Genomic DNA, 13,098 nt, shown 5'->3' with positions numbered 1-13,098 from the left:
AGAACCGGACTTGCGACTCTAGGTCGACGCAAAGGGCTCCCCCACCCCTATCCGCCCCTACCCCGGCCCTTCATTCAGGGCGAGTTCAGCAGAGCGCGGGTGGGTGGGGTCGTCGTAGACGGAGCGCAGGTGGAAGAGGTCCTCGAGCAGCTCAGCCGAGCCGGTCCTGCGGGCCGTGGCACGCTCGGCGATGCCCCGCAGCGGCAGGTTGCCGAGTTCGCTCCAGCGCAGCCGGCCGTCGGTGTCGATGCGGCTGCGGGCCCGGCCCGCGTTGTCGGGGTGGACGCAGTAGGGGATGTCGAGGAGTCCGCGGCGGAACGCGGCGAGCAGTGCCGCGCCGACGTCGTCGTGCAGGTCGAGGACCGTGTCGACCAGGGCGCGGGCCTCGGTGTAGACCTGGGACTCGGCGGGCTCGTGGCCGGCCGCGGCGTCCAGGGCCACGGCCCGCGCCACCGCGCCCGCGTGCTCCAGCGCCTGCACGTTCTCGGCGATGGTGGGAATGCGGTGTGCCTCGGCGACCGTCTTGACGATCAGGCGCGGCGCACCGCTGGTGACGGCGAGCGCGGCGGCCTGTCCGAGCAGGCGCCGGGCGCCCTGGGGGGTCTGCGGGTAGACCCCCATGTACGCGTAGACGACGATGTGCCAGTTCGGTGTGGGCAGCAGCTCGGCGCACAGCCGGCGCAGCGCCAGTACGGCTTCGTGGTCCTGTCCGATGTCGGTCTGCTGGGCGTAGCTCAAGGACAGCGAGCGGATGCCGTGCTGGGCGAAGAAGAGCGCTTCGAGCAGGCTGATCGCCACGAGCTGCGAGGGCGGGCACAGCTGGCCCAGCATGCAGCCGCCGAAGGTCTCCAGGTGCGGCTCGACGCCGGTCTCGCGCAGCCGGGAGTACATCTCGCAGCACTGGCGCCAGTTGCGTACGGATTCGTCCAGGGGCGTGCGCCCGTACGGCAGGCAGTACGACACCGGACCGCCCTCGGTCGCGTTCAGGCCCAGTCGGATCAGAGCGCGGAAGATGTCGATGGGGACGGCGGAGCCGTGGCGCACCTGGACCGGGAAGCCGTCGTCGCGGACGCCGCCGAGCAGTGCGGCCGTGGTGGCCACGGGGTGGCTGACCAGGGGGTACCCGTTGAGGTCTGTGCCCTCGCGCAGCGCGGTCCGCACCGCGGCCAGGTCGCCCACCCTCGTGTAACTGTCGAGTGTGAGCGTGCCGACGGTGGTGGCGGCGGCTCGCTTGGTGGCGAGGAGCCCGCGGCGCATCCCTGCCGGATCGCCGAAGCCCATGCGCGGTTGGACGACGAGGCGGTCGCGGGCTCCCCTGTGGCGTACGAACGCGCCGAAGTCCGGCGGGGCCTGGAGGGCGGCGGCGCCCAGCCCCGGCAGGGGCAGACCGTGCGTCATACGCCGATCCTGAGCGGGCCCGGTTCGGGCACTGCGGTCAGTTCGGCCCGCTGGACGGTGGTCAGGAAGCCGCGGAAGGAGGCGCTGGGGTCCTGGCCGTCCTCGAAGACCGCGTCGAATCCGGCGCGGGTCAGTTCACGCACCCGGCCGGCGCAGTCCGGTCCGTCGGTGCCGAGTTTGCCGCCGATCACGACAGGTGTCCGCGCGAGCGGTGCCTGGGAGCGCAGCGCCCGGATCGCGCGGATGCCGTCCTGGTAGCCGTGCCCGTTCACGCTGCTGATCACCACCATGTCGGGGGCGATGGCGGCGCATTCGGCGACCAGCAGCTCGTCGGACACGCACGGGCCGAGGTTGACCACGTCGTATCCGCATTCCTCGATGAGCAGTTGCAGGTAGACGAGATTCCAGGTGTGCGCGTCGGAGGCCAGTGAGGAGACGATCACGGTTCCTCGACTGCGCTGGGGTGTGCCGTGGGCAGGCACCGCTTCCGTGCTCACGGGGCCGCTCCTGTCGCGGGGTTGCGCACGTGCTCGATGCGCGTCGCGGACACCACCTCGCCACCGCTGACGGCGACCTCGACCGGCGCCGGACGCCCCAGGAACATCAGGAGGCTGGCGGTCGGACCGTAGGCGCCGGCGTTGGCCACCTGCACCAGGTCACCCGCCGTCAGGCCGGCCGGGACATCGATCTGCCGGCCCAGGACGTCGCCGGGGGTACACAGCGGTCCGGCCAGCGTGGCCTTCTCCGTGGTCGTGCCGACGGCGACATCGACCGAGACGGGGAGGAGGCGGCCGAGCCCGGACATGCCGCCGAAGGTGTTGATGCCCGCGTCGAGGACGACGAACTTCATGCCGCGGCTGACCTTGACGTTGCTGACGCGGGCGACGAGCGTCCCGCTGTCGCCGGACAGGTAGCGGCCCGATTCCACGGCCAGCCGGGGGCTGCCGGAGCGCCAGTTCGGGAAGTGCAGATCGAGGGCGGCTTCGAGTTCGCCTCTCAGCTTCGGGTAGCGGGCCCGCTCGCCGTGCTGGGCGTAGGGCGCGGAGAACCCGCCCCCGATGTCGAGGAGTTGCAGGGGGATGCCGAGGTCGTCCTGCACAGCCGCCGCCACGGCGAGGGTGTGGGAGAGCTCGTCGATCAGCGCGGCCTCGTCGCGGGCGTTGCTCTGGGAGAACAGGTGCAGGCCCCGCACGCGGGTGCCGGGGGTGGCGCGCAGTGCGTCGGCGAGGTCGCCGACGGTCTCGCTGTCGATGCCGAACTGCGTGGGAGTACCGGTCATCCGGATGCTGGTGGTGGCGCTCGCCGAGGCGCTGTTGATGCGCAGCAGGCAGTCGGCGACCGTTCCTTGGGCCCGTGCGGCGGCGCCGATGTGCCGCAGGTCGGACAGGGACTCCGCGGAGAAGGTGCCCACGCCCGCGGCGACGACCTCGGCCAGCTCGCCGGGGGTCTTTCCCGGGCCGGTGTAGAGGATGTCGGCGCCCGCGAAGCCCGCGGCCCGGGCGGCGGCCAGCTCGCCGGTCGAACTGATCTCGGCCTTACAGGCGGGGCCGTCGCCGTCGCGCAGGGCACGGGCCAGGTCGGGATGCGGATTGGCCTTGAAGGCGTAGAACACCTCGAAGCCGTTTGGCAGCCAGCCGAACAGGTCCCGCCGTGCGGCGCGGACCCGGTCGAGGTCGTACACGTACAGCGGGGTTCCGTACTGAGCGGCCAGTCGGCCCGGATCGGTGGAGGCGGCGCTCATTTCGCTCCTCCGTCGGGCAGGTCGAGCAGTCGGGCGAGTTCCTGGCGGGAGTTCTTGCCGTGCTGGGTGAGCGGGAAGGTGTCGAGGACCCGGCAGACGGCTGGCACCTTGGCCGGCTCCAGGCGCCGGGCCATTTCCTTGCGCAGCACGCCGGGTGTCAGGTCGCCCTCGACGAACAGCGCCAGGTCGTGCGTGTCGCCGGGGGGAACCGCGGCCGCCGCGCGGACACCGGGCACGTCCAGCGCGGCGGCCTCGATCTCCAGTGTGCTCATGCGGATTCCCTTGCGTTTGAACATGTCGTCGCGGCGCCCCTCGAAGTAGAGGTAGCCGTCGGCGTCGAGTCGGCCGTAGTCACCGGTGTGCAGGCGGGGCGCGCCCGTGACGGGATCGGAGCGGAAGGCGGCCGCGGTGACCTCGGGGGTCTTCCAGTAGCCGCGCATCACGTGCGGGCCGACGGCGACGATCTCGCCCACCTTGCCGACGGGGACCGGGCGCCCCTCGGCGTCCATGATCAGCACCTGCGTTCCCGGCAGTGGAAGTCCCACGGATCCGGGGCGTTCCGTGTCCGCCTCGGGCGGCATGACGGTGATGCGTTTGGCCTCCGTCTGGCCGTACTGGCGCACCACCTTGGCACCGGGGAAGTGGGCGCGCAGGGCTTCGATGGTGGCCTGGGGCAGGGCCGCGCCGGTGTTGGTGAACATCCGCACCGGGGCCTGCTCGGCCCCGTCCCGCGCGGCCAGGGTGACGATCATCGTGGCGAACGAGGGGACGAGCGGAACGACGGTGACGCCGGTCTCCCGCATCCAGCGCAGGATCGTCAGGTCCGACTCCCGCTCGGCGAGGACGACTTCGCACTGGACGGCGCAGGTCATCAGGACCTTGTAGAGCCCGTAGTCCCACGACATGGGGAACCGGCACAGCACCACGTCGTCACCGCGGTAGCCAAGGGCTTGGGTCAACGCCCGCGAAGCGAAGGTCACTTGGGCGTGAGGGCAGACGACGGCCTTGGGTACCGCCGTCGAGCCGGAGGTGTAGACGAGGGTCGCCACGTCGTCGGGACGCACCTGGGGGTCGGTGAAGTCGGCGCCCTGGGTGCGGAGTTCCTCGACGCGGGCCCACAGGACGCTCACCGGTTCCACGGCTGCGGCGCCCGCCTCGGCGAGCGTTCCGGCGCTCGTCTCGTCCCCGATGACCAGGACTGGCTGGGCGTTGTCCAGCACGTGGCGCAGGTGGAACGCCTTCATGGCCGGATTGAGCGGGACGAAGACCGCTCCGCACCGGGAGGCGCCGTAGAACATGGCGGCCAGCTCCCGGCCGGTCGGCACCTGCAGCGCGACGCGGTCGCCGCGGCGTACCCCGTGCTCCCGGAGCCACCGGGCGAACGCCCGGCTGTAGGAGGCCAGTTCGCGGTAGCTCCAGACGCCGTTCGCGTCACGGACCGCGGCGGCATCCGGCGCCTTCGCCTCGGCGTCGTTGAGGAGTTGGTGCACGAGTTCGCCCCGCGCCGACGACTCGACGCGTATTTCGTCATTCTCATCTGTCAGTTGCACGTGGCCGACCAACTCCGCGCCCTCCGCCTCATTGAAATCTGTGGGCCGGTACTGGGAAACAAAGGTCCGTAAACCCCCGGCGTCACGGTATGCGAGTCCCGGTGCAATCCCCACCCCTATCTCCCGCTCAGGGGGCGGCCGGCTCATGCTTAGGGGTGAGAGGCGTGTTGCGATCCCTGCCAACGCCTCAATAATGAGAACGTATTTGATTCCACGGACCGTGCCGAAAAAGGAGGGCCGATGGGCCGACTGACAGGAAAAGTAGCAGTAATAACCGGGGCGGGGCGAGGTCAGGGGCGCAGCCACGCGGTGCGGCTCGCCGAGGAAGGCGCGGACATCATCGCGATCGACCTGTGCGAGGACATTCCCATCGTGGAATACCCGCTGGCGAGCGCCGAGGATCTGCAGGAGACCGTCCGTCTCGTGCAGAAGACGGGGCGCCGCGTGGCCGCGCACCGGGCCGATGTCCGTGACCGTGCCGCGCTGCGGGCCGCGATCGACGCGGGGGTGGCGGAGCTCGGCCGGCTCGACGTCGTGGTCCCCAACGCCGGCATCCTGCCCATCGGCGCGGGCCGCCCCATCGCCGCGTGGGCCGAGACCGTCGACATCAACCTGTCCGGTGCTGTCAACACCGTGCATGCGGCGTTGCCGCACCTGGGCGAGGGCGCGTCCGTCGTCGTCATCGGCTCGATCGTCGGACTCCAGCCGGGGCACGGCGACGTGTCGCAGGCCGGGCCCGGCTTCGCCGGCTACCGCTTCGCGAAGCACTCGCTCGTCGAGTACGTCAACACGCTCTCCCAGCTGCTGGCCGCCCAGCACATCCGGGTCAACGCCGTGCACCCGACGAACGTCGACACACAGATGCTCCTCAACGACGCGGTGTACCAGGCGTTCCTGCCCGACAAGGAGTCCCCGACGCTCCAGGACGCCATGCCGATCTTCACCGGTATCCAGGCGATGCCGATCCCCTACGTCACCCCGGACGACGTCTCGCACGCCGTCGTGTACCTGGCCTCGGACGAGTCTCGCTATGTCACCGGCCTGCACCTCAAGATCGACGGCGGAGCCCAGGTCAAGCTCGGTCTGTAACATCGCGCCGCGTCAACAGCCTCCGGGCCGAGCCGAATTGAGGAAAGGACCTCATGAGCGAGAAGAAATTCACCGACCCGAAAATTGTGCCGCACGAGTCGGAGCAGGAGCGCTATGTACGTGAGCAGCTCACCAAGCTCTTCGTGGAAAGCCCGATACCCCCGAAATATTTGATCGACAATTTGCCGGTGTACCTTCGACGCCACCAACTCGCCGACTTGCTCAGCATGGACGCCCTGTACCGGATGCTGCCAGAAATTCCGGGAACCATCATGGAATTCGGTGTCCTGCACGGCCGGCATCTGGCCACGCTTACCGCGCTGCGCGCCATCTACGAGCCGTACAACTCTCTGCGGCGCATTGTCGGCTTCGACACGTTCACCGGATTCCCCGACGTCGAGGACGTGGACCGGGTCAGCACCAGTGCGACGCCGGGCCGGTTCGCGGTGCCCGACGGCGAGGTGGAGCACCTGCGCGAAGTACTGGCCGCCCACGAGGCCGGCGAGGTCTTCGGTCACACCCAGCGTTCCTTCGTGGTGCAGGGCGACGTACGGGAGACCGTGCCCCGGTACCTGGCCGAGAACCCGGAGACCGTCATCGCGATGGCCTACTTCGACCTGGACCTCTACCAGCCGACCAAGGAGCTGCTCGAGGCCATCAAGCCGTATCTGACCAAGGGCAGCATCCTGGCCTTCGACGAACTGGCCCATCCCAAGTGGCCGGGTGAGACCACCGCGCTGCGCGAGGTGTTCGGCCTGGACCACGCCCCGCTGCGGCAGCTGTCCACCCGCGAGTCGCCGGTGATCTACATGAAGTGGGGTGAGTGAGGCCGCACCACCGCGGGCCTCGGCATACCGACGGGCGCGGGCTCGGGCTGTACCGGCCGTGCGCCCGCCCCGGCTCAAGCCTCGAGCGTCGGCTGTTGCGTACGGGGATCGGCCGGAAGCTCCTGCGGTGCCCGGCGCGCGATCCCCACGCCACCCCAGAACGTGAACCCGGTGACGATCACGCGGGGTGCCGAAGGGTCGACGGTGCTGCGCACCGGGGTGCCGAAGCCGCCCATCAGCGCGAACCCGCGGGACACCACGTCCACTCCCGGCGGGACGATGACCTGCATGCCTCCCATGATCGCGAAGCAGCGCACCACGGTCTCCCGGCTCTCGAAGTCGGCGTCCCGCAGGTCGATCTGGCCGCCGCCCCAGAACGCCAGGGCCCGAAAGCGCCGTCCCACGGTCCACCGTCCGGTGCGGCGGAACCCGCCGAGGAAGCCGACGGCACCGGACGAGGTGCGCCGGCCGCCGATGCGGGAGCGCCAGTCGGTCACCGGGCCGCCGTCCTTGCGACGGGCCACCGCGCTGTCGCCCCGCAGGGGCAGATCGCCGGTGAGGGGGGCGAGGTCGGCGTGGACCCGGGCCCGGTAGGCTTGTTCGAGCCGCTCCTCGAACTCGTCCATGTCAAGGCGTCCTTCGGCGACGGCCTCCCGCAATTCCTCCGCTACCCGCTCCCGGTCGGCATCCGACACCCGCAGGGCCCGCGGCTCCCGCGGCTGTGACGACTCCACCGTCATGTCCACACCTCAATCGCTCAGATAGGTCGTCGCCGCACCTGTCCGGACTACGGAGACTGCTCCCGGGGCGCCTGCCTCAGGCGCCTTCCACGCACTTCAACTGCAGGTCGGCCGGCAGGTCCTGCCTCCTGCTGATGCTCAACTTCCGGTACACCCGCGTCAGATGCTGCTCCACCGTGCTCACGGTCACCCACAGTTGGGTTGATATCTCCCGGTTGGTGTAGCCCTGTGCGGCGAGCGTCGCCACGCGCTGCTCGGACTCGCTCAACTTGCCTCCCCTGTCGTCGTGTTGAGCCTGCCGGGGCACGAGGGTGCCGGCTTGGGGCGCGACAGTCAGGCCGGGCAGGATCTCTTCCTGCAGGCCCTGGGCACCACATGCCTGGGCGACGTTCCAGGCCCTGCGGTTGAGGGAACCGGCACTGCCCGCGTCCCCCTGGGACTGCAAGAGCCGCCCCAGGTCGGTCATGGCCTTGGCTTGCTGCAGCCGGTTTCCCCCGCGCCGCAGTTCCTCGACGGCCTGCTCCAGCAGCGTCTGCCCCTGCTCCGGGGTGGCGGCCATGGCCGCTCGCAGCCGCAGGGCCTCCCCGCGCAGTCGGGGGTGCCGGCCGTCGGGCAGGGCGAGCTGCTGTTCGATCAGCCGCTCGGCCTGCTGGGTCTCGCCCAGCCGCAGCAGCGCCTCGGCCGCGTCGGTGCGCCAGGGCAGGGCGAGCGGCCGGTCCATGGCCCAGGCGGTAAGCAGGCGGCCGGCGTCGAGGAACTCGTGCAGCGCCGCCGCGGCCTGCCCCAGCGCCATCAGGTGCTGTCCGTGGGCATACAGGTAGCCGGGCCGGAAGACCGTGTCGCACAGTAGCTCCGGTGCGAGCGTGTCGAGCATCTGGGCGACGTCGCCGTGCCTGCCCATGGCGGTGCGGGTCCCGATGAGGAGCGTGTGCGCGGCACCGGCGAGCACCGAACGGCAGCCGTCGGACAGCGCCCCCTTGGCCTGCAGTCCGCACCGTTCGGCCCCAGGCAGGTCGCCCAGGCGCAGCAGTGCCTCGCCGTGCAGCGTGGCGAAGAGCGAGACCCAGCCCGGGGCGTCGCGTTGCATGGCCGCCTCGGAAAGCCGCGCGCACCAGACGGGCACCTGGTCCAGCCGGTCCGACAGGGTGAGGGCGCGCAGCGCCCGGACGATGGACAGCACCGTTCCCTCCGACAGGGTGCTGTCCGCGAGGAAGTGTTCGTGTGCGGCGAGGTCCGCGCCGGTCTGCTCGGGCATGTCCCACAGGACGGCTCCGCCGTGGCGTGCCGCGATGTCGAAGGCGCCGTCCACGTCGCCGAGTTGTCCGGCCAGCCGGGCACTCACGTGGCGCGCCTCGGAGATCCGTCCCTGCGCTCTCAGCAGGCGGGCCAGCACGTCCATACGGCCGGTCGACAGCCCGCCCTCCTCCACCATGCGCAGCGGCACGGCCAGGTGGCGCTCGGCCGTATCGGGAGCGAACCGCCAGGTGATGGCGGCGAACCGGAGATCGATTGCCGCGCGTAGACCCGGGTCCTGGCAGGCCGCCCGCGCCAGTTCGAGGTAGCGGGCCGCCTCCCGGTGCTGCTCCCCGCCGATGAGCCGCTCCGCGTGCTCCCACAGTAGGTCCGCTGCCCAGGGCAGGTCCGTCCAGGACTCGTCCGACGTGTGGGAGGTCTCTAAGTGCCGTACGACCTCGGCGATGGGGGCGCCGGTGCGGTGCAGCAGCGCGGCGTAGCGTCGGTGCAGCCGGGCCTGGGCCACGGGATCCATGCCTTCGAGGACCAGCCGGGCCAGGCGCGGGTGGCGGTAGCGAAGGCCCGCGAAGATGCCGCTCGCGCGCAGCGCGGCGAGCGCCTGGGTGACCGTGGTGACCGGCAGCGCCAGCAGCTGGGCCACGTCCTCCGGCGGCGGGCCGCTCTGCAGGACGGCGTAGGCGCAGGCGACGTCGTTCGCCGCGTGGCCGCTGCGCCGCAGACAGGTCAGCACGGCCCGCGCGAACCTGGCCCCGGACACCGGGTCGGCGGGGGCCACCGGGTCTCTGTCGTGCAGTTCGTCGACGAGGGTCCTGACCAGAAGCGGGTTGCCGCCGACGGCGTCGCGCAGTTCCTGCGGCGTGGCGCCGTGCCTGGCGAGACCGGACTGGCGCCGCAGCAGGCTGTCGACCTCTTCGACGTCCATCTGCTTCAGGGTGATCCGCTCGACCCCGCCCCCGGGCGACACTCCGTCCAGCGATGCCGGGTAGGACCGGTCGAAGTAGGGAGACCTGGTCACGACCAGGAGCACCTGCTCCCGCGCGCCGTGCGCCAGGGTGCCGAGGTACTGGAGCGACGCCTCGTCGGCGTGGTGAACATCGTCGACGCACAGGACCACGGGCCGCTGTCGGCTCAGGGCGTCGATCTGTGCGCAGAACTCGTGGACGCCCGCCGGGGCCTGCGGTCCGAGGGCCGGGAAGCCGGCCGGCAGGCCCTCGCGCACACCGGCCAGCAGTTGCCGCAGTGCGCCCAGCGGGGTCCCCCGTTCGGCGGCCGAGCAGACTCCCGAGAGGACCAGGGCGCCCAGGGATGCGGCCGCGTTCTCCGTCTGCCTCAGCAGCGCGCTCTTGCCGTGCCCGGCGGGCCCTTCGATCAGGACGACTCCCGACCGTCGCTCCAGGAAACCAGCGATAACTGTCTCAAATATCTTGCGTCCAGCCTGAAATTCGGAAATTGCCATACCGTTCCCCCGTGACATTTCGATTCAGAACATCGCGAGTACAGCACCATTCGGCGAATTCATCAGAATGCGGCACGACGGCAGACCCGTGCCCGCCCAAACCTCACAGTCATCCCACAGCCCCCTGCAGATGCAAATGAGACACCACGCGCGCCGACCGGCACCATAGCTCCAGCGATGCTATAGCGCACCCCCGATCACTTCAACCATTGACCTGAACAAGAAGCCTTCAAGCCATCGGAGGGCGTGGAGTATACACCACACGCAGATAGTTTATGGCGCACTCAAAGCTGCTCAAGGGAAGGCCGGACGACGCCTCCCTCCAAGGAGAAGAAGCGGCTCAGACCTCCATGACGAGCCCTTCTTCCAGCAGGTTCTCCAGCCAGCAGCCGAGCACGACACGGACCCAGAGCGCGTCCATCGACCACAGCCGGCCCAGCTCCTGCGCGGCAGCCCCGAGCCGCCAGCCATGGCGCTGCAAAGTGATCCACATCACCGCCCCGGCGGGACCGCACACAAAGGCCTCCTGCCCGGACTCGTGGCGCAGTGTCAGCGAGCCATCACTCTCGATAGCGGCAACGACGTCATGAACGGGTCGCATGTTCCGCCACAGATCGTCGCTTTCCATATCCAATCTTTCATCGAGGTGACAGCGTCGACGGCGTCGACCCCAAGGGGCTCCCGGTCACGCCACCGACCGTCATGGTCACCGTGAGCATCCAACACATCACTCACCGAATGGCCGGACGTCAAGCGATCTCCCCGAAAGGCACCAGATTCAGCGGTTCGCCCGACATAAACGATCGATTTCCAGACAATGCCCCCAGGTAATCCGCCACTGACTTCATGTCCCCCGCTCCATCCCATAGGGGGTGCTAGGGGTGTGGCAACCGCCTCCCGCGCCGGTAGCTTCACTGTGGGTTCATCTTGATACTCCGCGTCCAGGCCCATGCAAAGCCGGCGCAAGCAAAACGGCGCGCCTTTGAATGGTTTATGCGCCGCACGCCAGTTCCCGATCCAAAAGATTGGACACCGCATGCCGCAGCACTTTCTCTTCCTGGTCATTCCCGACCACGGGCACATCCTTCCCAATCTGGCCGTCGTGGAGGAACTGACGCGTCGCGGCCACCGCGTCACCTTCGTCACCGGGGAGGAGGTGTCCGAGCCGGTCGGTGCCGCCGGGGCCACGGTGCTGCCGTACGCGTCCGAATACCGCTCGCTGAGTCACTTCGAGAGCGTCAACGAGGATCTGGGCTCCCGGATGCTCACGCTACTGATCGACGAGAGCGCCTCCATGCTCCGCACTGTCGATGCGGCGCTGGGCGACGACCGGCCCGACGTGGTCGTCTACGACTTCGCCACCTCGCACGCCGGCCGCATCCTGGAGCGGAAGTGGGGGCTGCCGGCCGTCCAGCTGTGCCCCGCGTTCGCACAGAACGAGAAGTTCTCCTTCGCCTCCGGTTTCGACGAGTCGGACAAGGGCGGTGTCGCCGACTACGCCGCTCCGCCGGTCATGGTGGAGGCGATCAACCAACTGGTGGCCGAGCACGGACTGGACGTTCCGTTCCACGAGTTCTTCCTCAGCATCGCCCAATCGAACCTAGTTTTCCTGCCGAAGGAATTCCAGATCCACGGCGAGAGCTTCGACGAGCGGTTCTCCTTCGTCGGACCGTGCATCAGCGACCGGAGCTTCCTGGGTGAGTGGCAGCCGCCGGCCAGCGGGCTGCCCGTCGTCCTGGTGTCGCTCGGGGCCACCTTCAGCGATGTCACCGGGTTCTTCGACGCCGGCATGAAGGCGTTCGCCGACGCGCCCTTCCACGTGGTCCTCACCCTGGGCAGCAGCATGGACCCGGCAGAACTGGGCGAGCTGCCCGCCAACATCGAGGCGCACCGCTGGATATCGCACGTCGCCGTGCTCGAACACGCCAAGGCGTTCGTCACCCACGGAGGCATGGGCAGTGTGATGGACTCGCTCAGCGCCGGCGTACCGATGGTCATGGTGCCGCACAGCCCCCTCGACCGTCCGACCGGCCGCCGGGTGATCGAGCTCGGTCTCGGCGAGGTGATCGCGCCGGAGGAGCTCACCGACCAAAAGCTCCGTGCCGCCGTGGACACGCTGCTCTCCGACGAGGAGACCGCGGCCCGGGCGCGCGCCATGCAGGAGCCCGTCCGCCGGGCGGGCGGCGCCACGCGCGCGGCCGATGCCCTGGAGCGCTCCGCGGCGTCCTGGGCCTGAAGCCTCCGCTCGCACGAGAGGGCCTGCGGCCGCTGCCCTTCGCACAGGCGGCGGCCGCAGGCCCTCTACCGTGAGCACGGCGCGACCCGGCGACGGGCAGGGCCAGCCGGATCAGTAGCAGGACACATACCGATCGAGCAGGCGGTCGAGGTGGCCCTCGCCGCCCAGTCTTTCGGCCACGGACGCCTCGGGCAGCAACTTGCGCAGCTTGTCGACGGAGACCAGGGTGCGCTGGCGGACGCCGTCGGCGGTCTCGTGCACGGCGGTGCGGCCCAGCCGCCGCTCGATGCCCCGCACGATGTCCTCGGCCGCGCAGGGTGTGCCACTGGCCACGTTGACGATCTCGTCCCGCACATCGGCGGTCAGCAGGCCGTCGAGTACGGCCACGAGATCCATCACGTCCAGCAGATCGCGGTGCGCGCCCCGGTGGACCCGGACGCGACCGGACCGGATCTGGCCCACCAGTGACGGCAGCAGCTGGTGCGCACGCTGGCCGGCGCCCATCAGATGGCTGGGCCGCAGCACCAGCCAGTGGGCGCCGGACTCGCCGACGACCTCCTCGACCCGGCGCTTGTGCCGGCCGTAACGGGAGGCGGACAGCGCGACGGTGTCCTCGCTCGCCGGGGCCTCCGTCGTCCCGTACATCGCCGAGGACGCGGTGGAGAAGAGCACCACGGTCCGTCCCGTCCGGTGGCAGCGGCGCGCCGTCTCGCGCACCAGGTCCAGCTCGCGCTCGAATTCCCCTTCCGCGGTGGCGTGGGTGGTGGACACCCCGGCAGCCAGGACAGTCACGGACGCGTGCCGGTT

General features: G+C 70.0%; 11 protein-coding genes. 3 read left to right on the top strand and 8 right to left on the bottom strand.

The features are described from left to right. Positions 1-57 precede the first annotated feature (57 nt). The 4 genes from OG485_RS42685 to OG485_RS42670 are packed head-to-tail and all read right to left on the bottom strand — an operon-like array spanning position 58 to position 4,683. The gene (locus OG485_RS42685; protein ID WP_328663537.1) at positions 58-1,398 is read right to left on the bottom strand and encodes a methylaspartate mutase; all 1,341 of its coding nucleotides are present in this window, start codon (positions 1,396-1,398) and stop codon (positions 58-60) included. Then, complete coding sequence (locus OG485_RS42680) at positions 1,395-1,895, bottom strand: cobalamin B12-binding domain-containing protein (protein WP_328663539.1); 501 nt, start codon at positions 1,893-1,895, stop codon at positions 1,395-1,397. The genes OG485_RS42685 and OG485_RS42680 overlap by 4 nt, the downstream gene beginning before the upstream one ends. Next, complete coding sequence (locus OG485_RS42675; protein WP_328663540.1) at positions 1,892-3,139, bottom strand: type III PLP-dependent enzyme; 1,248 nt, start codon at positions 3,137-3,139, stop codon at positions 1,892-1,894. The genes OG485_RS42680 and OG485_RS42675 overlap by 4 nt, the downstream gene beginning before the upstream one ends. Beyond that, positions 3,136-4,683 carry an AMP-binding protein gene (locus tag OG485_RS42670; RefSeq protein ID WP_443048889.1) on the bottom strand — a complete coding sequence of 516 codons (1,548 nt, stop codon included), beginning with the start codon at positions 4,681-4,683 and terminating at the stop codon, positions 3,136-3,138. Before OG485_RS42670 ends, OG485_RS42675 begins: the two co-directional genes overlap by 4 nt. Before the next feature lie 246 nt (positions 4,684-4,929). On the opposite strand from OG485_RS42670, the gene OG485_RS42665 reads away from it, so the two are divergent. Next, positions 4,930-5,778 (top strand): mycofactocin-coupled SDR family oxidoreductase, encoded by an 849-nt coding sequence (locus tag OG485_RS42665; RefSeq protein ID WP_328663542.1) that lies wholly within the window; start codon positions 4,930-4,932, stop codon positions 5,776-5,778. Positions 5,779-5,831: 53 nt separating this feature from the next. Further along, positions 5,832-6,605 (top strand): class I SAM-dependent methyltransferase, encoded by a 774-nt coding sequence (locus OG485_RS42660; protein WP_328663543.1) that lies wholly within the window; start codon positions 5,832-5,834, stop codon positions 6,603-6,605. Between the two features lie 74 nt (positions 6,606-6,679). On the opposite strand, the gene OG485_RS42655 is transcribed toward OG485_RS42660, so the two are convergent. The 3 genes from OG485_RS42655 to OG485_RS42645 form a co-directional block, all read right to left on the bottom strand. Further along, entirely contained in the window at positions 6,680-7,345 is a 666-nt protein-coding gene (locus OG485_RS42655) for a DUF1707 SHOCT-like domain-containing protein (RefSeq protein ID WP_328663545.1), read from the bottom strand. Between the two features lie 76 nt (positions 7,346-7,421). Continuing rightward, positions 7,422-10,055: a helix-turn-helix transcriptional regulator gene (locus tag OG485_RS42650; RefSeq protein ID WP_328663547.1), complete on the bottom strand. Its 2,634-nt coding sequence runs from the start codon at positions 10,053-10,055 to the stop codon at positions 7,422-7,424. 340 nt (positions 10,056-10,395) lie between these two features. After that, positions 10,396-10,683: a hypothetical protein gene (locus OG485_RS42645; protein ID WP_328663549.1), complete on the bottom strand. Its 288-nt coding sequence runs from the start codon at positions 10,681-10,683 to the stop codon at positions 10,396-10,398. Positions 10,684-11,091: 408 nt separating this feature from the next. Here OG485_RS42645 and OG485_RS42640 point away from each other — a divergent pair, with 408 nt between their 5' ends. Then, a complete protein-coding gene (locus tag OG485_RS42640; RefSeq protein WP_328663550.1) occupies positions 11,092-12,291 on the top strand; it encodes a macrolide family glycosyltransferase in 1,200 nt (399 codons plus the stop codon). 111 nt (positions 12,292-12,402) lie between these two features. Here the strand turns inward: OG485_RS42640 and OG485_RS42635 are convergent, their stop codons facing one another. Further along, on the bottom strand, positions 12,403-13,083 hold the full coding sequence (locus OG485_RS42635; protein WP_328663552.1) for an NAD-dependent epimerase/dehydratase family protein: 681 nt from the start codon (positions 13,081-13,083) through the stop codon (positions 12,403-12,405). Positions 13,084-13,098 lie beyond the last annotated feature (15 nt).

This window comes from Streptomyces sp. NBC_00328 (assembly GCF_036139655.1).
Taxonomy (GTDB): domain Bacteria; phylum Actinomycetota; class Actinomycetes; order Streptomycetales; family Streptomycetaceae; genus Streptomyces.
Note: the sequence above shows the minus strand (reverse complement) of the source record. Positions and strands in the feature narration are given on the sequence as shown.